Raw genomic sequence first — 18899 nt, 5'->3', positions numbered from 1 at the left:
GCGGCGCGGCATGCCACCGCATACCGTTTGCATGTCTCCTACCGATTGCGCTAAACCGCCTGTGACTCATGCATATTTACGGGACGCCGCATGTTCGAGATGGACCTGATGTTTTTTGCCGTGGCGATCCCTGCTGTGATCTTCGCCGGCATCTCGAAGGGTGGGTTCGGCTCGGGGGTGGCGTTTGCCGCGTCATCGATTCTGGCACTGATCCTGACACCGGGACAGGCGCTTGCACTGATGTTGCCAATTCTGATGGTAATCGACGTCGCTACGCTGGGCCCCTATTGGAAACGCTGGAGCTGGCCGGATTCACGCCTGCTGATCGTGGGGGCAGTGCCGGGTGTGGCTGTGGGCGCCTGGCTGTATCGCGCCACGAATGACGACCTTCTGCGCCTGCTGATCGGAGGGATTTCAGTGGGGTTCGTGATCTGGCATGTGGCCCAGAGAAAGGGCTGGATCCGCGGCTTTGCCAATCGCCTGCCGCCATTTGCGGGAATTCTTGCGGGGTTGGTCGCCGGATTCACCAGCTTTGTCAGTCATGCGGGCGGCCCACCCGCCGCCGTCTATCTGATCTCGCAGCGTCTGTCTAAAACCGAGTTTCAGGCGAGCACAGTGCTGGTCTTCTGGGTCATCAATGTCGCTAAATTCATTCCGTATGCCTATCTGGGTCTGTTCACATGGCACACTGCGCTGGCCGACTTGTTGCTGGCTCCATTTGCCGTGCTTGGTGCATGGCTAGGTGTGCGCGCGCATTTCATGATATCCGAACGCCTGTTCTTCGGTATTGCCTACGTTTTGCTGATGCTGACCGGAACAAAACTGATCTGGGAGGCCCTGAGCTAGACATTGGGCGGCAGTGCTTCGGCCATATCTTCGTAGGACTGGCCCGAAGCCACAAGGCAGGTCATTCCATCCGGTAATGTCACCGTAATAGTCCAGCTTCCGCTTTGATCAGAGGCAAAGACTTCCATCACCGCACCTTGTCGGGCGATGCCAATGCTCTTACGCGTTTCGCCATAAGTCTCGGCCAGTCGAGTTATGACCTCGTCGCGGGGGGCGCAGCTTTGAGCCTGCACCTGCTGGGCGGCCAGAACCATGATACCCAGCCCCATTGTCATATTGAACAGCGTCTTGCTCATCGGTGAACCCTTTTGATTGCGATCTGCCAAGACGGTGACCGGTGCAGACCGAAATACGGTTAAAGGAACGCACGTTGCGTCGTTAATGCTGCGGTGCGGCAAGTTTGCGCTTGAACTTTCCTGCAGAAAATGCCCCATTCTGCGCAACATTATTTCAAGAGGCCGAAGCCAATGGACTCCCGTCAGCGACCCTACCGTTCCGTATTGTACATTCCCGGTTCCAAAGACCGGGCGTTGGACAAGGCCCGCAACCTGCCTGTTGATGCGGTTATTTTTGACCTCGAAGATGCGGTCGCGGCGGACGAAAAAAACAACGCGCGTGAAACGCTGGGGGCTGCCTTGGCTGCTGGCGGTTATGGGGCGCGGGTCAAGATCGTACGAATCAATGGCCTGGATACCGAATGGGGCCGGGCCGATGCCCTAGCCGTGCGGGACATGGACGTGGATGTGGTTCTGCTGCCCAAAGTGAATTCTGCCGCAGATGTGGATGCGTTGGCCGCAATAACCGGTGATCTGCCGATATGGGCCATGATGGAGACGCCGCGCGGGATGCTGAACGCCGCCGAAATTGCCGCGCATCCGCAGATGGCGGGCTTCGTCATGGGCACCAACGATCTGGCCAAGGAATTGCAGACACGGTTCCACCCAGACCGCCTGCCGTTGCAGACGTCGCTGGGCCTGTGCCTGTTAGCCGCCAAGGCTGAGGGGCTGATCATCGTCGATGGCGTCTATAACGCCTTCAAGGACAGCGAAGGCCTGGCGGCCGAATGCGCGCAGGGCCGCGATATGGGCTTTGACGGCAAGACCCTTATCCATCCCGCACAGGTCGATGTCACCAACGACGCCTTCGCCCCATCGGATGAGGAAATCGATCTGGCCCGCCGCCAGATCACCGCGTTTGAAGAGACCGAAGCACAAGGGCAGGGCGTCGCGGTCGTCGATGGCAAGATCGTGGAAAACCTGCACGTTGCAACCGCCCGTGAAATTCTGGCAAAAGCAGAGGCGATTTCAGCTTTGCAAGCGGGGTAAGCCAGCATGGGCTTTGTTCTTCTGATTCTTGGTGTGGCGCTCTGGTGGGCCGCACATCTGTTCAAACGCGTGATGCCGGACCAGCGCGCGGCGATGGGCAAAGGCGGTGCGGGCGCGGTGGCGCTGGCGCTGCTGGCGTCAATCCTGTTGATGATCTTCGGTTATCGCATGACCGATTTCATCCCAATCTGGTCGCCGCCGACCTTTCTGATCCACGTCAACAACCTGCTGGTGCTGATCGCCATCTATATGATGAGCCCCGCAGGCCAAAAGGGTCGTTTGCTGAACAAGCTGCGTCACCCGATGCTGGGCGGCATGAAGCTCTGGGCCTTTGCGCATTTGCTGGTCAATGGTGATCTGGCCTCAATCGTCCTGTTTGGCGGCTTGCTGGCCTGGGCGGTGGTCGAAGTGATCGTGATCAACAAATCCGAGCCGGACTGGACACCGGGCGAGCCGGGCACTTACGGCAAGGATGCGATGTTCTTTATCGCGTCGATCGTTCTGCTGGGCATTATCGGCTATATTCACGGGTTGGTCGGCCCGTCGCCGTTTGGTTCATAAAGGTTTGACAACATGGCAACACTCTATCGTCTGCTGACCGAGGAAGACACCGCAGCCTTCTGTCACAAAGTGTCGGACGCGCTGGCAAAAGGGTGGGAGCTGTATGGCGACCCGTCCTATGCCTTTGACACTGCAAACAACGTGATGCGTTGTGCGCAGGCCGTGACCAAAGAGGTTGCGGCCGACTATTCCCCTGAAATGAAACTGGGACAGCAATAATGGCAAAGACCAATCCGGGCCGTTTCTTCGAGGATTATTCTGTAGGGCAAGTGCTGCACCACGCGGTGCCTCGCACCGTGACCGATGGCGAACGGGCGTTGTATCATGCGCTCTATCCGGCGCGTCATGCTCTGTATTCCTCGGATGAGTTCGCCCGGAATTGTGGCCTGCCGCAAAGCCCGATTGATGATCTGGCGGCGTTTCACGTGGTGTTTGGCAAGACTGTCCCTGATGTATCGCTGAATGCAGTGGCCAATCTGGGCTATGCTGAGGGGCGTTGGCTGAAGCCGGTTTATCCCGGCGATACGCTGCGGTCGGAATCCGAAGTGATTGGGGTCAAGCAGAACTCGAACGGAAAAACCGGTGTGGTGTGGGTGCGAACCCGTGGCCTGAACCAGCGCGATGAGGTGGTTATTGAGTATGTCCGCTGGGTGATGGTGCGCAAATCGAACCCTGACGCGCCCGCCCCGGACACGGTGGTGCCCGAGTTGAAACAGGCGCTGGAGCCTCAGGATCTGGTAGTGCCACAAGGGCTGAACTTTTCCTCCTATGAATTTGTTCAGGCCGGTGAAGCGCATCGGTGGGGCGATTACGCGATTGGTGAAAAGATTGATCATGTGGACGGCGTCACGGTGGAAGAAGCCGAGCATATGCTGGCCACGCGGCTTTGGCAGAACACTGCCAAGGTTCATTTCGATCTGACCTTCCGCCCCGAAGGCCGTCTGATCTATGGCGGGCACGTGATCTCGATGGCGCGGACCCTGTCGTTCAATGGATTGGCAAATGCGCAGATGATCGTCGGGTTGAACGGTGGCGCCCATGCCAACCCTTGCTTCTCAGGCTATACCATTAAGGCCTGGTCTGAGGTGCTGGACAAAGCCGAAACTGGCATCCCCGGCGTTGGGGCGGTCCGGTTGCGGCTGGTCGCCACGAAGGGTGGAGAGCCATTCGAGTTGAAAAATGACGATGGCCGATATCTGCCCAACGTTCTGTTGGACCTCGACTACTGGGCTTTGATGCCAGTCTGACCCCACATTCATTTGAACGCAGCCTGCAATATTCGTGCTAGGCTGCAACCATGTCTCTGCTTCGCTCTTTCGTCGCCTGTTTCTTTCTGGCCCCGACCGCCGAGGCGTGTGATCTTGCTTTGGCTCTGGCCGTTGATGTCTCGGGATCGGTGGATTCGAACGAATACCGCATACAAATGGACGGCCTGGCCGCTGGATTGCGTGACCCCATCGTCTCCGAGGCGCTGGTGCGCGGGAATGCGCGGTTGATGCTGGTCCAATGGACCGGAGCCTCTCGTCAGAAGGTGACGATCCCCTGGACACATATGGATAGCTTTGAAGCCATAGATAGCTTCGCCAGACAGGTGGCTGCGGATGCCAGAGTCTGGCGCAATTTTTCGACTGCAATCGGTGAGGCGCTTGAGACCACAATGTCCAGTTTCAGCGAGGTAACCGAATGCAAACGGCACCTGATTGATATTTCGGGTGATGGGGTTTCCAACGAAGGGGTTGAACCGTCCGAGATTCACGATGTGTTGCGTGGGAAAGGTGTCACGGTAAATGCCATCGCCATCGAGGAAAGCGAACCCGACTTGACGGCCTATTTCTTTGAGAACGTCATTGTAGGTGAGGGAGCGTTTGTCGTTTCGGCGGCCGGGTTCGAGGATTATCCGGCCCGCATCCGAAAGAAACTGTTGCGGGAAGTGACCCAGCAAACGGCCGGTCTGAAATAAGTGTGGCAGGGATTCGGAGCTGCAGGCGCTAACATCTGTTTCGTCTTATTTGATTTGTGATCACAAGAATATTTTGTGTGATCACTTTATCGCTTAATCTGTCATTTTGCGCGAATTCTGAGCTTTTTTGCAGCTGCAGCACGTGACAGTGTCGCAAAAACCAGTAAAACCTTCGGAAGCCAACCGAAAAGGAGCCGCCATGAGCGATGTAAATCGGGGCAACCGCCCGCTCTCACCGCATATCCGCATCTACCGCCCACAGATGACGTCTCTGTCATCGATCATGGTTCGGATGACTGGATTGGCCGTGTTCGCAATCGCAGCACTTGTGGTGTGGTGGCTGTTGGCGGCGGCAACCTCTGAGGCGGCCTTTGCAGGCATAGACGGATTTCTGCGCAGCTGGTTCGGTGATCTTGTCATGACCGGAGCGGCCTGGGGTTTGTGGTACCACACATTGGGCCGCTTGCGTCATGTCTTTTGGGATTTCGGCTACTGCCTGGATGTTGATCTCTCTGAAAAGCTGGGATGGGGCATGTTCGTTGGTGCCACGATCCTGACCATCATCACCGTTCTTGTGGTTTAAGGAGACGTTCGATGCGATACCTGACTGACCGTAAACGCGCCGAGGGTCTGGGAGCGGGCAAATCCGGAACCCAAACACATTGGAACACAATGGTCCGGGCCATGATCCTGACCGTTCTGATTCCTCTCTTCATCTTCACATTTGGTGCCGGTCTGGGCGGAACCTACGAAGAGGTTCTGGCTTATTTCAGTCGTCCCTTCCCGGCGATCGTATGCGCGCTGACACTGATCGTTGCCCTGTTGCAGCTGATGTACGAAGCGCAGGAGGCCATCGAAGACTATATCCATGGTGTCGCCGAAAAAGTGACGCTGGTTGCGATGTGGGCGTTTGGCTACACGCTGATGGTTGCGGGGCTGTTCGCCCTGGTGAAACTCGCCCTGTGATGATGCGCGGTAAGGAATAAGAACAATGACAGCAGCATATGAATACGAAACCCACGAATACGACGTCGTTGTCGTAGGCGCAGGTGGTGCAGGTCTTCGCGCAACGCTGGGTATGGCGGAACAGGGTCTGCGTACGGCATGCGTGACCAAGGTGTTCCCGACCCGCTCGCACACGGTTGCCGCGCAGGGCGGCATCGCGGCGTCGCTGTCGAATATGGGTCCTGACCACTGGCAGTGGCATATGTACGACACGGTCAAGGGCTCGGACTGGCTGGGCGACACCGACGCGATGGAATACCTCGCACGTGAGGCACCCAAGGCGGTCTATGAGCTAGAGCATTACGGTGTGCCCTTCAGCCGGACCGAGGAAGGCAAGATTTATCAGCGTCCCTTTGGCGGCCACACCACCGAATTTGGTGAAGGCCCCGCGGTTCAGCGGACCTGTGCCGCTGCTGACCGGACCGGCCACGCAATCCTGCACACGCTCTATGGTCAGTCGTTGAAAAACAATGCTGAGTTCTACATCGAATATTTCGCCATCGACCTGATCATGTCCGACGACGGACAGTGTCAGGGTGTCGTCTGCTGGAAGCTGGACGATGGCACCATGCATGTCTTCAACGCCAAGATGGTGGTGCTGGCGACCGGCGGCTATGGCCGGGCGTATTTCAGCGCCACTTCGGCCCATACCTGCACCGGTGACGGTGGCGGTATGGTGGCCCGCGCGGGTCTGGCGCTGCAGGATATGGAGTTCGTTCAATTTCACCCGACCGGCATCTACGGCTCGGGCTGTCTGATCACCGAAGGTGCGCGGGGTGAGGGCGGGTACCTGACCAATTCCGAAGGCGAACGGTTCATGGAGCGCTATGCGCCTCAGTACAAAGACCTGGCACCGCGCGACTATGTCTCGCGCTCAATGACTATGGAAATCCGCGAAGGGCGCGGTGTGGGTGCAGAGGGCGACCACATCCACCTGAACCTTAGCCACTTGCCTGCCGAGGCTTTGGCCGAGCGTCTGCCGGGTATTTCCGAAAGCGCCAAGATCTTTGCCGGTGTGGACGTGACCAAAGAACCGATCCCGGTTCTGCCGACCGTGCATTACAACATGGGCGGTATCCCGACCAACTATTGGGGTGAAGTTCTGAACCCCACCGCCAAGGACCCCACCGCCGTGGTCCCCGGTCTGATGGCCGTGGGTGAGGCGGGCTGCGCCTCGGTCCATGGGGCGAACCGTTTGGGCTCAAACTCGCTGATCGATCTGGTGGTCTTTGGCCGCGCGGCGGCGATCCGGGCCGGCAAGGTTGTGGATTCCGATAGCGCCAACCCGGTTCTGAACCAGGGGTCGGTCGACAAAGCCTTTGATCGCTTTGACACCGTCCGTAACGCAAGCGGAGCGATCCCGACCGCCGATCTGCGGCTTGAGATGCAAAAGACCATGCAGGCTGACGCGGCCGTATTCCGCACCGCCAAAACCATGGCCGAAGGCGTTGAAAAGATGACGGCGATTGCCGCCAAAATGGACGACCTGAAAGTCACCGACCGCTCGTTGGTCTGGAACAGCGATCTGATGGAAACGCTGGAACTGACCAACCTGATGCCAAGTGCGCTGGCCACCATCGTCGGTGCCGAAGCGCGTAAGGAAAGCCGTGGTGCCCATGCGCATGAGGATTTCAGCGAACGCGACGACAAAAACTGGCGCGTTCACACGGTGTCCCGCGTGGACGGTAATAAAGTGAACCTCAGCTATCGCCCGGTGATCGTCGATCCGCTGAGCACCGAAGCAGAAGGCGGAATCAGTCTGAAGAAAATCGCGCCCAAGGCGCGGACTTTCTGATGTGATTGGGCAGTCCGCGACCAACCACCGGACTGCTCAAATTCTATGGGTCAGTAATATCTGTACTTAGCCAATCGGCTATGGCGAGATGAATGTTTCAATGTACTGATTCACATCGGCTTCAGAGATTTCCTGACGCTGTGCCAATATGTCGAGAATTTTCAGGCTGACATCTGTGAACCCAAAAACACCTTCGGTTAGAATTGCCAGTCGCTTTAGTATCTGGCTGTTCAGCTCTGCAGGATCAGACAAGTCCCTGAGATAGATAATGTCCCCGTCCAGCATTTGTGTCGATTCAAAGTCCGAAAGAACTCCCGACCATTTCGATACGACCAGCCTGTTCTCGATATGCGCAAAACTATGGGGCAAAAACCCCAATTTTCTGAGAAATGTGTCAACCTCGCCAAAACCTGGCTGATTCTCGTACAATGGAAAAAACGATACTTCGGTCTGTATAGCGGCGACATTTTTCAGCGTGTTTTCCGCCGAGGTAAACACCGAAAGTTCGGCACCCTGAATGTCAATTTTCAGAAAATCCACTGGACCCAAACCTGCGATATCATCCAGCCGCTGGGTTTGCATCTCCATACTGCCAATTTGCCTTGCAGCATTGCGTAGGCCACGTAGGTAAAAAAGTGTTTTTTCCCTTATTTTCAGCAAGGATGTCAAACCCGAGCCCTTGTAGATATTCAACAAGGCCGGTTTGCCGTCTCCGACTGCAAAGTTGAAATACTCTTCATTTGCACCTTTATTGCGGACGACCTCTTTCATCGTGTCTTCCTGAGGTTCAAAACCGACGACATTGCAGAGGTCGTTCTTTAGCAAATCACGGTAAGGGGCGTCATGGCGCATTGGATTGGCGCCAATATCGGCAATGCGTACAAAACTGGTCAAATCCAGAAGATTGTACAAAGCAGAAATGCGGGCGCTGAAAAGATTATCCATTTCTTAGAACCGTAAGCGCTTCGGCCAACTTGCGGCTGATCCGCTCTGGCGCGCGTTCCTGAGCGAATTCGAAGCACGCCCTACGTTTTTCAGCGAGTTCTGAATCGGACATTTCCATCACCTTCATCATCATGCGGATCAGGCCTCGTGGGTTTTGTGCCGGATACAGTAGATCATGACAGGATTCCGGGGTCGTCTGCCGGTGGGGTTCAATGTCCGGAGCGACAACTGGCAAGCCGAAGGTCATGGCAAGCATTGCGGTTCCAGAGGTGAAGGTTTGTGTAGATGGCAAAACATAGGCGTGAGCTTGGGAAAAAACACTCGGAATAGCCTCATCTTCTACGCGTTCGCCTATCACGGTTACGTTTGAAATGGCGTCCAGCCGTCGTACCAATCGCCGACTGGGCCGAAAGACTCGGCCTACCACTGACATATGAAAGTCGAAACCCCTGTTGGTTAGCTTCCGGATGGCGAAATGAAGCCGGTCCAACTCGCGGTTTCCGCGCATCGCGCCAAATGTCAAAAAATGGGTCTGATTGCGTGGTTGCATCAGGCGTGCAAGCGTGATTTCGGCGCTTTCATAAACGCCTAGATAGCTTGGGTGAGGGATCAGGCAAATCTTATTCGGTTCCGCGTCATATTGGGCGATCATATGTTGCCGCGCATTTGGGGTATGGACATGGATCATATCGACCAGCTCCGCCAACTTGCGTCGCGCTGCGTGAAATCCATCGTTGCCCTCACGCGCTGAATGCGCGGTGCGATTGTGAATGGTCCAGATGACGCGACCACCGTTTGATTTATACAGTTCAAGTCCCGACACGGCATCTTGAAACAGGGCGTTGTTCGCGGAATCTTCACCATCCTTGATCGGAAACAGCCTGTCATCCCATTGGATATGCAGGATTCCGTGTTCGGTCTGAAATTCTGGTTTCGCAATCTCTGCAAAGTTCAGCTGTTTCATTGCAGCTAGAGAAAACTCTGGTTCGCATGCGCTGTACATCATGTTTTGATAGGGGTTTTTGGTGCCGTAGGGAATATTCAATACTCGTGTCTGCATACGGCACTCAGCTTTTGCTTTCTCGGGTGCAGACTCCATGCACATAAGCTCAATGTAAAGGTGAAATCACCCATCTTTATTGACTGTTTTCAAGGCTAAATGGTTGGCTTTCGCACTTGCAGCGTGTATCTATACACGGGAATTTAGCGAGGTCGGAAATGGTACAACTCACCCTGCCAAAAAATTCTCGGATTACCACCGGAAAGACATGGCCCAAGCCAGAGGGCGCGACGAATGTGCGCAAGTTCCAGATCTATCGCTGGAATCCTGACGACGGTCAAAATCCCCGGGTGGATACCTATTTCGTCGATATGGACAGCTGCGGTCCGATGATTTTGGATGCGCTGATCAAGATCAAGAATGAGATCGACCCAACCTTGACCTTCCGCCGGTCTTGTCGCGAGGGCATTTGTGGGTCCTGTGCGATGAATATCGACGGGATCAACACGCTGGCCTGTATCTATGGCATGGATGAGATCAAGGGCGATGTGAAAATCTATCCTTTGCCCCATATGCCTGTGGTCAAGGACCTGATTCCGGACCTGACCCATTTCTATGCCCAGCACGCAAGCATCATGCCCTGGCTAGAAACCAAGACCAACCGGCCTGCGAAAGAGTGGAAGCAATCCATTGAAGACCGCAAAAAGCTGGATGGTCTTTATGAATGTGTGATGTGTGCCAGCTGCTCGACCTCGTGCCCAAGTTATTGGTGGAATGGCGACCGCTATCTTGGCCCGGCGGCTCTGCTGCATGCATATCGTTGGATCATTGACAGTCGAGATGAGGCAACGGGTGAGCGCCTGGATGAGTTGGAAGATCCGTTCAAGCTGTATCGTTGCCACACGATCATGAACTGCGCCAAGACCTGCCCGAAGGGTCTGAACCCTGCAAAGGCAATCGCCGAGATCAAAAAGATGATGGTCGAACGCACGGTGTGAGGCGGGCTTGATCCATGTGCCTGCTCTGTTGCGGCAGGTGCAATTCCCATTTGCAAGAATATGTGGTGTGAACGCCTGCAGCCTGTCCTATGTTTGGCTCAGGGAGGAGTGATTATGTCACAATGGGATCACTCCGATGAGAACCAAAACCAACTCCGCTGATGCCGCCGAAGCCCTGGAATTGCTGGAACAGGCATGGGCCTATTATACGCCGGAAACGGTAATCCCCACTTCAGAGCGGATGCCAGAGCTGTTCGAATACGCAAATGCTGCCTGATCTGCGATTGCAGGGCTTGAAAACAACCGACTGATCAGCAAAGCAGGAGAATGCCTGTTTTTCTTCTGCTTCTTGCCGCCGCCGTATTCGCCTATTTTCTGTGGCGCGCCCGTACTTCGTCACTGACGCGTGAATGCCGTTGGCGCCAGCACCGAAAAGAAGGGCAATGGGTCTGTTCGTTTTGCGGTGCTCAGACCGATGGGGCGGAAAGCCCCAAGCAGTGTTTAAAGGGATCGACCGGTGGATAGCCGATGCGGGACAGGGTCGACCCTGCCCCAACCCGTTTTCTAAGCCTTTGGAAACGCCGCCTGAAGTGCGATCTCAACCATGTCGCCAAAGCTGCTTTCACGTTCGGACGATGGCAGAGCTTCTCCTGTCAGCAAGTGGTCGGAAACGGTCAGCACGGCAAGGGCCCGGCACTTGTGGCGCGCGGCCAGGATGTAAAGTTCGGCGGCTTCCATTTCGACGCCCAGAATGCCGTGACGCACCATCTGTTCGTTCAGATCGGGACGTTCATCGTAGAACACATCCGAGGAATAAATCCCGCCAACATGAGTTGGTGTTCCTTTGTTTGCCGCAGCCTCAAAGGCGGCCTGCAACAGGCTCCAATCCGCGCAAGGTGCAAAGTTGAGCTCTTTCATGATCCCCCGAGACGGCGTGCTGAGCGTGGTCGAAGTCATCGCCAAAATGACATCACGAATGTTCACACTGTCCTGCATCCCGCCACATGACCCAATACGGATCAAAGTTCTGGCGCCAAAATCGCGGATCAATTCATTCACGTAAATTGACAGCGAGGGCATTCCCATACCGCTGCCTTGAATCGTGACCGGATTACCTTTCCAGGTTCCGGTGAAGCCCAACATGCCACGCACGTCATTCACCAGTTTGGCGTTATCCAGAAAAGTTTCTGCCGCCCATTTTGCCCGGTAAGGATCACCGGGTAAAAGAACTGTTTCAGCGATTTCGCCTTTTTCGGCGCCTATATGAATCGTCATTTCGTTATCAATTCCATTCAGATTTCCATATCCGAAATATCCGCTCCGGCTTTCAAAGCTTCGTGTACCCAATGCGGCTTGCGACCGCGTCCCGACCAGGTTTGATCGTGGTTGGATGGATTTCGGTATTTTGCTTTTGTTTTCGAAATCTTAAGAGATCTCGAGGACCCATCAGAAAGTTCGGAAAGGGAAAACCCAAATTCCGCTGCGGCTTTCTGAGCGGCTTTCAAAGCCTCTTTCCTATCACGTCTTTCGGCTGCTTTCAGCGCCACATCTACATTGGCACGCAATTCCAACAGTTCATTGCGCGTCATCTTTTCGAGATTCATTCCCATTTACATTCCCCTGATGTTACCGAATTACAATGTCCCCGAAGAGTCACCGTAGTTCTAAAAGCATCCATTATCTATCCCTTTCGCGAAGGCGATAGATACGGGGAAAATGGGTGGCAAATCGGCGGTTATTCAGCGGCCAGGTTTTGCGGATCAACCAAGGAAACTATGTCGCCCATGATTGCATTCAACTCGAAGTTTTTTGGCGTGTAGATTTTGGCCACACCCATCGCTTTGAGCTTTTCAGCATCGTCATCTGGGATAATGCCACCGACAACAACAGGAACATGTTTCAGGCCCGCCTCGCGCAGACGGTTCAGAACGTCCTGAACCAACGGAATGTGACTGCCGGACAGAATCGACAGGCCGATCACATGGGCTTTGTCCTCGATTGCGGCGGCCACAATTTCCTCGGGTGTCAGACGGATGCCGTCATAGCTGATGTCCATGCCGCAATCGCGGGCGCGGAAGGCGATCTGTTCGGCGCCGTTTGAATGACCGTCCAGGCCGGGCTTACCGACCAGGAATTTCAGGCGACGTCCAAGCTTGTCGCTGACCGCGTCAACGGCCGAGCGCAAGTCCTCCAGCCCTTCGGTTTTGTTTGAGACCGAGCCGGAAACGCCGGTCGGGCCGCGATATGTGCCATAGACTTTGCGCATCTCTTCGGCCCATTCGCCGGTGGTGACGCCAGCCTTGGCGGCGACGATTGACGGTTCCATTACATTCGCACCGGATTGTGCGGCCTCACGCAAAGCGGCCAGCGCTGCTGCAACTGCCGCGCCATCCCGTTCGGTGCGCCATTCGTTCAGGCGGTTGATCTGTTCCTGCTCTACTGCCGGATCAACGACCATGATGCCGCCGTCTTCGGTTTCCAGGGGTGAGGGCTCGCCCTCGACCCATTTGTTCACGCCGACCACAATGGTCTCGTTGCGCTCGATCCGGTTGAGGCGCTCTGCGTTGGAATCGACTAAACGGGACTTCATGTATTCGATCGAAGCGACAGCACCCCCCATCGAATCCAGGTTCGCCAGTTCGGCCCGCGCGCCCTGTTTCAATTCTTCGACTTTGGCGTCTACGGCCGGGTTGCCGTCGAACAGATCGCCATATTCCAGCAGGTCGGTTTCATAGGCAAGAATCTGTTGCATCCGCATCGACCACTGCTGATCCCACGGGCGGGGCAGGCCAAGGGCCTCGTTCCATGCGGGCAGCTGAACCGCGCGGGCACGGGCCTTTTTCGACAAGGTCACCGCCAGCATTTCGATCAGGATACGGTAGACGTTGTTTTCCGGCTGCTGCTCGGTCAGTCCCAGTGAGTTCACCTGCACCCCATAACGGAAGCGGCGGAATTTCGGGTTTTCTACGTCATAACGTTGTTGCAAGATTTCATCCCAAAGATCCACAAAGGCGCGCATTTTGCACATCTCGGTGACAAAGCGGATGCCGGCATTCACAAAGAACGAAATCCGTCCGCACAATGCTGGGAAATCCTCGGCTGGGACGCGCGGGCGCAGCTCATCCAACACGGCGATGGCTGTGGCCAGCGCATAGGCCAGCTCTTGTTCCGGCGTCGCGCCGGCCTCTTGCAGGTGATAGGAACACACATTCATCGGGTTCCATTTCGGCACATTGGAATAGCAATACTCGGCCACATCCGCGATCATCTTCAGCGACGGTTTCGGCGGACACACATAGGTGCCGCGGCTCAGGTATTCCTTGATCAGATCGTTCTGAACCGTGCCCTGCAGTTTCGACACGTCCGCGCCCTGTTCCTCGGCAACCGCTATATAGAGCGCTAGCAACCAAGGAGCCGTGGCGTTTATCGTCATCGACGTGTTCATCTGTTCCAACGGGATCTGGTCGAACAAAACCCGCATGTCGCCCAGATGGCCGATCGGTACACCCACTTTACCAACCTCGCCGCGTGCCAGCGTGTGATCGCTGTCATAGCCGGTTTGCGTCGGCAGATCGAAGGCCACTGACAGACCCGTCTGACCCTTGGCCAGATTCCCGCGATACAGCGCGTTGGACGCTTTGGCGGTGGAATGACCGGCATAGGTTCGGATGAGCCAGGGGCGATCTTTCTGCGTCTGCGTCATAACTGGGCCTCGTATTGCGGGTGGGCAAGAAAATTACGTTCATGGGTTCTAAAGCGCAATTTTCGGGACATGTCAATTCGCTGCGTCGCGGCATTTCCGGTTGTGCCGATTGTGGGATGCAGCGATTGGTGGCAGGGTGCATTTATGACACAGACCGTGGAACTTCCGCTTTGGCTGTTTTTGTTGATCCTGGTATTCGCCGCGGTCACACTGGCCTCGCATTTTCTGTTTCCGTCTGTGCGGTGGTTTTTTCGTCGTAGGTTGGAGCGCGCGGTCAAACGCCTGAACACGCGCCTGCAGCGCCCGATACAGCCGTTCAAGCTGGCCCGACGCCACGATATGATTCAACGCCTGATCTATGATCCTCAAGTAGGGCAGGCCGTGCAGCAGCACGCACGTGAAGAAGGCATCCCCGAAGCGGTCGCCTTTGAACAGGCCCAGCGGTATGCGCGCGAGATCGTGCCTTCTTTTTCCGCCGTTGCCTATTTCAGTATCGCCATCCGGTTGGCGCGGATTCTGAGCAACGCCTTTTATGATGTACGGCTTAGTTATCAGGATGAAGATGCCCTGAAAGATATTGATCCAAATGCGACAGTTGTTTTTGTGATGAACCACCGCAGCAACATGGATTATGTGCTGGTCACCTATCTGGCGGCCCAGCAATCGGCTTTGTCTTATGCTGTTGGCGAATGGGCGCGTGTTTGGCCGCTCAGTCGGTTGATTCGTGCGATGGGGGCCTATTTTATTCGCCGCAAGTCCGGCAGCGAACTCTATCGTCAGGTATTGGCCTGCTATGTCCGGCATGCCACCGATGCCGGTGTCACACAGGCTATGTTCCCCGAAGGCGGGCTGAGCCTGACGGGGGCTATGGCACGCCCCAAGCTGGGGCTTTTGAAATACATAATCGATGGTGCCAGCGCGGATGGGGCGGATGTGGTGTTTGTTCCCGTTGCGCTAAACTATGACCGGGTTCTTGAAGATACGATCCTGACCAAGGCCGCACTCGGCAATCAAAGGCAATTTCGTGCCCGGATCGGGGTCATAACTGGGTGGATGTTGAAACAGATAGGTAGGCGTCTGACCGGTCGCTACCAGCGGTTTGGATTTGCTGGGGTGCGATATGGTCACCCTATTTCATTGAAGGAATTCCGCACCGCCCATGACGATGTGATGACTGATCTCGCGCGCGAACTCATGCAACGGATCAAAGAAGCGATTCCGCAGGCGCCTGTTCCTGCAGCGTGCTGGCTGGTTCGCACCAAAGGAGAAATGCCCGAAGACGAGCTTAAAAGCTTGATCACCGGGTTTTTGCAACGTGACGGAACTTTGGGTGATCAGGATGAGTCTGCGGTTTCAGCTGCCTTGGATCAGCTGGTCGAACGCAGAATTCTGAAACGAGAAGGTGGGAAAATATCTCAATCCGGGCAAAGGGTTGATCTGCTCGACTACTATGCAGCCTCAGCCCCGATTGGCGACGGCTGGCCTGATGCTGCGGCAGCGAAAGAAATTTCTGCAGGCGCTGGGTCATAAAATTACAAAAATGATGCAAAATCTATTGCATTATTTCCTTCAGGCCAATATCTCATCATCCAACGCAAGCGCTTCTGCATCGCGGCAAACAGGAATGAGAAATAAGGAGGCCAACATGGCTCTGGACACCGACAGCGGTATCGCAACTTACGACGCGCCGGAAAAAGACCTCTATGAAATGGGTGAAATCCCTCCGATGGGGTTTGTGCCTAAGAAAATGTATGCATGGGCAATCCGTAAGGAACGCCACGGGGAACCGGATACTGCGATGGTCCAGGAAGTCGTGGACGTACCAGAGCTGGACAGCCACGAGGTGTTGGTTCTGGTGATGGCGGCGGGCGTTAACTATAACGGCGTCTGGGCATCCCTGGGCAAGCCGATCTCGCCCTTTGACGGCCACAAGGCCCCGTATCATATCGCCGGTTCTGACGCTTCGGGGATCGTATGGGCCGTGGGTTCGAAAGTAACGCGCTGGAAAGTCGGCGACGAGGTTGTCATTCACTGCAACCAGGACGATGGCGACGACGAACATTGTAATGGTGGCGATCCGATGTATTCGGACAGCCAGCGGATCTGGGGTTATGAAACGCCGGATGGGTCTTTTGCACAGTTCACCAATGTTCAAGCCCAGCAGTTGATGCCGCGCCCCAAGCACCTGACATGGGAAGAAAGCGCTTGCTATACTCTGACGCTGGCGACCGCGTATCGGATGCTGTTCGGGCACGAGCCGCATGATCTGAAGCCGGGCCAGAACGTTCTGGTCTGGGGTGCCTCGGGCGGCCTTGGCTCTTATGCGATCCAGCTGATCAATACCGCAGGCGCCAACGCAATCGGCGTGATCTCGGACGAAAGCAAGCGTGACTTTGTCATGGGTCTGGGCGCCAAGGGCGTGCTGAATCGCAAAGACTTTAACTGCTGGGGTCAGTTGCCCACAGTAAACACACCGGAATATGCGGACTGGTTCAAAGAGGCGCGCAAATTCGGCAAGGCGATCTGGGAAATCACCGGCAAAGGCAAGAATGTCGACATGGTGTTTGAACATCCCGGCGAAAGCACATTTCCGGTGTCGACCTTTGTCGTGAAAAAAGGTGGTATGGTTGTGATCTGCGCCGGTACCACCGGCTATAACCTGACTTTCGACGTTCGCTATATGTGGATGCATCAGAAACGTCTGCAAGGTTCGCATTTTGCGCATCTCAAGCAGGCTGCTGCCGCGAACCAACTGATGGTCGAACGCCGTCTGGATCCCTGCATGTCCGAAGTGTTTGCCTGGGGTGAATTGCCCGACGCGCATATGAAGATGATGCGGAATGAGCATAAACCAGGCAACATGTCGGTTCTGGTTCAGGCGCCGCAGACGGGCTTGCGCACGCTTGAAGAGGTTCTAGACGCAAAAGGCTGAGCCCCCCAAAAAGAATAGAATATTAGCACCCGCGAATCGCATCGAGCGAGCGCGGGTGTATCTATTTAGAGGCATAAGGAAATAATTACAGTGGGTTACAGAATCGTGACCCGCTAGTTTTGGGGAGTAGAAACCAGTGAATAGGCTTAAAATCATCTCACATGTTACGGTTGTGTTAACCCTTCGTTAACCGTTTCGGAGTGACTTTAGATGGCGCATAATGAGTGGATACTGGACGTTTTGTCGGACCTCAACGCCTTCGCTGTTGAAAACGGTTTGACCGCACTTGCCGAGCAGCTTGATGATACCAAGTTGATCGCAGCGGCCGAGATTGCGTCCATGCAAGATAAGGCACAGGCGCCCGCGAATGGGAACACAACTCGACATGAGTCAGGTCCTAGAGGACTTGGAAAGCACCAACACGCTTGACGAGTTGGGCGATGTAGCCGTTCGATTGCGCGACCGGCTGCAGGTTGAACATCTTATCTATCATTGGGTTGATGGTGCCGGGGATCAATACGGCTATACAACTTACCCGGACGCTTGGGCCGAGCGATACCGGGAGCGGAATTATCACCGCATAGATCCAGTGATCCTTGGGTGTTTCCAACGGTTCCACCCGGTTGACTGGAAATTTCTGGACTGGTCTGGAAAAGTGGCGAAAGCCTTTTTGCAGGATGCGCTTGAACATGGGGTTGGCAATCAGGGTTATTCGATCCCCATCCGGGGGCCGAACGGCCAGTTTGCCTTATTCACAGTGAATCACTCATGTGATGATGAGAAATGGAAGTCCTTCATCGAGGCCCATGGCCGCGAGCTGATTTTGATCGCGCATTACTTTAACCGAAAGGCTCTGGAGTTCGAAACCGACAGGCAGCCGGATACGACCCGAGGCCTGTCGCCTCGTGAGACGGATGCCATGACCTTGCTGGCGCTTGGATACAGCCGGGCACAAGTCGCGCACTCACTGTCAATCTCGGAACATACGCTGCGTGTCTATATTGAAAGTGCGCGTGCCAAGCTTGGGGCGCAGAACACAACCCATGCCATCGCAACAGCACTCAGCCGTGGATTAATAGTGGTTTAACAAGCGCGCGCGCCAAAAACGGGAAATTAACCACGACTTTGTACCCCCTTCGTTCCTGCACAGGACGACAAGGGGAAAAGTCATGTTGCGCTATTTGTTTGCCGACGAACTACATAAGTTTCCGAATTTGGCCCAAGGGATGTTCCGGGATCGAGCGGATCAGTTCAAAACACGTCTGGGCTGGGATGTTCACGTGGACGAAAAAGGAGAAGAGCGGGATCAGTATGATGACCTGAATCCGCTCTATGTCATCTGGGAAGAAGAGGATGGCAGCCATGGGGGGTCGATGCGGGTTTTGCCGACGACAGGACCTGTCATGGTGAATGAGGTGTTTGGGCATCTGACAGGAGGTAAGCCTGTCCACAGCCCGCTGATCTGGGAGGTGACGCGATTCTGCCTGTCACGAACGGCCAGTGCCCATACTGCCGGTGCCATCATGCTGAGTGGCGGCGAAATCATGGAAGGGTTCGGGCTGACCCATATTGCTGGCGTCTTTGATGCGCGCATGATTCGGATCTACCGTCTGATCGGATCGTCTCCAGTCGTTCTGGGGTCACGAGGGAAAGGGCGTGATCAGATTTCGGTTGGGCTCTGGCCCTATTCGCCCGAGGATTGCAATCGGGTGGCTGAACGGGCGGGCATCCCACGTGAGCTGTCCAGGATGTGGTTCAAAGCCGCGTTTGGCACTGTCCGGCAACACCGGTTTGCCCTGTCCGCCTGACGGGGTCTGAAAGCCAATTCC

Annotated in this window: 22 protein-coding genes; 16 read left to right on the top strand and 6 right to left on the bottom strand. The window is 55.4% G+C overall.

Going from position 1 to position 18899, the window contains the following annotated elements:
- Window positions 1-90: 90 nt before the first annotated feature.
- A complete protein-coding gene (locus AC2FFF_RS06200; RefSeq protein WP_271948427.1) occupies window positions 91-846 on the top strand; it encodes a sulfite exporter TauE/SafE family protein in 756 nt (251 codons plus the stop codon).
- Here the strand turns inward: AC2FFF_RS06200 and AC2FFF_RS06195 are convergent.
- On the bottom strand, window positions 843-1142 hold the full coding sequence (locus AC2FFF_RS06195; RefSeq protein WP_271948426.1) for a hypothetical protein: 300 nt from the start codon (window positions 1140-1142) through the stop codon (window positions 843-845). The genes AC2FFF_RS06200 and AC2FFF_RS06195 overlap by 4 nt on opposite strands.
- Window positions 1143-1313: 171 nt before the next feature.
- Between AC2FFF_RS06195 and AC2FFF_RS06190 the strand changes: the two genes are divergently transcribed.
- The 8 genes from AC2FFF_RS06190 (at window position 1314) to sdhA (ending at window position 7492) form a co-directional block, all read left to right on the top strand.
- Window positions 1314-2171 (top strand): HpcH/HpaI aldolase/citrate lyase family protein, encoded by an 858-nt coding sequence (locus AC2FFF_RS06190; RefSeq protein WP_281972544.1) that lies wholly within the window; start codon window positions 1314-1316, stop codon window positions 2169-2171.
- Window positions 2172-2177: 6 nt separating this feature from the next.
- Window positions 2178-2732, top strand: a complete 555-nt coding sequence (locus AC2FFF_RS06185; RefSeq protein ID WP_142635488.1) for an NnrU family protein — start codon at window positions 2178-2180, stop codon at window positions 2730-2732.
- A 12-nt stretch (window positions 2733-2744) separates the two neighbouring features.
- The gene (locus AC2FFF_RS06180) at window positions 2745-2951 is read left to right on the top strand and encodes a DUF1737 domain-containing protein (RefSeq protein ID WP_281972543.1); all 207 of its coding nucleotides are present in this window, start codon (window positions 2745-2747) and stop codon (window positions 2949-2951) included.
- Window positions 2951-3979 (top strand): MaoC family dehydratase, encoded by a 1029-nt coding sequence (locus AC2FFF_RS06175; protein ID WP_142635492.1) that lies wholly within the window; start codon window positions 2951-2953, stop codon window positions 3977-3979. Before AC2FFF_RS06180 ends, AC2FFF_RS06175 begins: the two co-directional genes overlap by 1 nt.
- A 50-nt stretch (window positions 3980-4029) precedes the next feature.
- On the top strand, window positions 4030-4692 hold the full coding sequence (locus AC2FFF_RS06170) for a DUF1194 domain-containing protein (protein ID WP_142635494.1): 663 nt from the start codon (window positions 4030-4032) through the stop codon (window positions 4690-4692).
- Window positions 4693-4891: 199 nt separating this feature from the next.
- Window positions 4892-5275, top strand: a complete 384-nt coding sequence (sdhC, locus tag AC2FFF_RS06165) for a succinate dehydrogenase, cytochrome b556 subunit (protein ID WP_142635496.1) — start codon at window positions 4892-4894, stop codon at window positions 5273-5275.
- A gap of 11 nt (window positions 5276-5286) precedes the next feature.
- Window positions 5287-5658 (top strand): succinate dehydrogenase, hydrophobic membrane anchor protein, encoded by a 372-nt coding sequence (locus AC2FFF_RS06160; protein ID WP_142635498.1) that lies wholly within the window; start codon window positions 5287-5289, stop codon window positions 5656-5658.
- Window positions 5659-5683: 25 nt separating this feature from the next.
- Complete coding sequence (gene sdhA / locus AC2FFF_RS06155; RefSeq protein WP_281972542.1) at window positions 5684-7492, top strand: succinate dehydrogenase flavoprotein subunit; 1809 nt, start codon at window positions 5684-5686, stop codon at window positions 7490-7492.
- 78 nt (window positions 7493-7570) lie between these two features.
- Here the strand turns inward: sdhA and AC2FFF_RS06150 are convergent, their stop codons facing one another.
- Both AC2FFF_RS06150 and AC2FFF_RS06145 read right to left on the bottom strand, forming a co-directional pair.
- A complete protein-coding gene (locus tag AC2FFF_RS06150; RefSeq protein ID WP_281995216.1) occupies window positions 7571-8437 on the bottom strand; it encodes an FkbM family methyltransferase in 867 nt (288 codons plus the stop codon).
- Window positions 8430-9401 (bottom strand): glycosyltransferase family 4 protein, encoded by a 972-nt coding sequence (locus AC2FFF_RS06145; RefSeq protein WP_281972540.1) that lies wholly within the window; start codon window positions 9399-9401, stop codon window positions 8430-8432. The genes AC2FFF_RS06150 and AC2FFF_RS06145 overlap by 8 nt, the downstream gene beginning before the upstream one ends.
- 254 nt (window positions 9402-9655) lie before the next feature.
- Between AC2FFF_RS06145 and AC2FFF_RS06140 the strand changes: the two genes are divergently transcribed.
- From AC2FFF_RS06140 to AC2FFF_RS06130, 3 genes are all read left to right on the top strand, one after another.
- Window positions 9656-10435, top strand: coding sequence for a succinate dehydrogenase iron-sulfur subunit (locus AC2FFF_RS06140; protein WP_142635506.1), 780 nt, complete (start codon window positions 9656-9658; stop codon window positions 10433-10435).
- Window positions 10436-10571: 136 nt separating this feature from the next.
- Window positions 10572-10712, top strand: coding sequence for a hypothetical protein (locus tag AC2FFF_RS06135; RefSeq protein WP_185956642.1), 141 nt, complete (start codon window positions 10572-10574; stop codon window positions 10710-10712).
- A 50-nt stretch (window positions 10713-10762) separates the two neighbouring features.
- Window positions 10763-10960 carry a hypothetical protein gene (locus AC2FFF_RS06130; RefSeq protein ID WP_142635508.1) on the top strand — a complete coding sequence of 66 codons (198 nt, stop codon included), beginning with the start codon at window positions 10763-10765 and terminating at the stop codon, window positions 10958-10960.
- A gap of 39 nt (window positions 10961-10999) precedes the next feature.
- Here the strand turns inward: AC2FFF_RS06130 and deoD are convergent, their stop codons facing one another.
- The 3 genes from deoD to AC2FFF_RS06115 all read right to left on the bottom strand — a co-directional run bounded on the left by deoD (window position 11000) and on the right by AC2FFF_RS06115 (window position 14153).
- Window positions 11000-11710 carry a purine-nucleoside phosphorylase gene (deoD, locus tag AC2FFF_RS06125; RefSeq protein WP_281972538.1) on the bottom strand — a complete coding sequence of 237 codons (711 nt, stop codon included), beginning with the start codon at window positions 11708-11710 and terminating at the stop codon, window positions 11000-11002.
- Window positions 11711-11727: 17 nt separating this feature from the next.
- Entirely contained in the window at window positions 11728-12045 is a 318-nt protein-coding gene (locus tag AC2FFF_RS06120; RefSeq protein WP_281972537.1) for an H-NS histone family protein, read from the bottom strand.
- A gap of 125 nt (window positions 12046-12170) precedes the next feature.
- Window positions 12171-14153, bottom strand: a complete 1983-nt coding sequence (locus tag AC2FFF_RS06115; RefSeq protein ID WP_281972639.1) for a protein meaA — start codon at window positions 14151-14153, stop codon at window positions 12171-12173.
- Window positions 14154-14282: 129 nt separating this feature from the next.
- On the opposite strand from AC2FFF_RS06115, the gene AC2FFF_RS06110 reads away from it, so the two are divergent.
- The 4 genes from AC2FFF_RS06110 to AC2FFF_RS06095 all read left to right on the top strand — a co-directional run bounded on the left by AC2FFF_RS06110 (window position 14283) and on the right by AC2FFF_RS06095 (window position 18878).
- Window positions 14283-15668: a 1-acyl-sn-glycerol-3-phosphate acyltransferase gene (locus tag AC2FFF_RS06110; protein ID WP_281972536.1), complete on the top strand. Its 1386-nt coding sequence runs from the start codon at window positions 14283-14285 to the stop codon at window positions 15666-15668.
- A 115-nt stretch (window positions 15669-15783) separates the two neighbouring features.
- A complete protein-coding gene (gene ccrA / locus AC2FFF_RS06105; RefSeq protein ID WP_142635517.1) occupies window positions 15784-17070 on the top strand; it encodes a crotonyl-CoA carboxylase/reductase in 1287 nt (428 codons plus the stop codon).
- Between the two features lie 367 nt (window positions 17071-17437).
- Window positions 17438-18157 (top strand): helix-turn-helix transcriptional regulator, encoded by a 720-nt coding sequence (locus tag AC2FFF_RS06100; protein ID WP_142635521.1) that lies wholly within the window; start codon window positions 17438-17440, stop codon window positions 18155-18157.
- Between the two features lie 82 nt (window positions 18158-18239).
- Window positions 18240-18878, top strand: coding sequence for an acyl-homoserine-lactone synthase (locus tag AC2FFF_RS06095; protein WP_281972535.1), 639 nt, complete (start codon window positions 18240-18242; stop codon window positions 18876-18878).
- The last annotated feature ends 21 nt before the right edge of the window (window positions 18879-18899 follow it).

This window comes from Ruegeria sp. YTSA226 (assembly GCF_059609905.1).
Note: the sequence above shows the minus strand (reverse complement) of the source record. Positions and strands in the feature narration are given on the sequence as shown.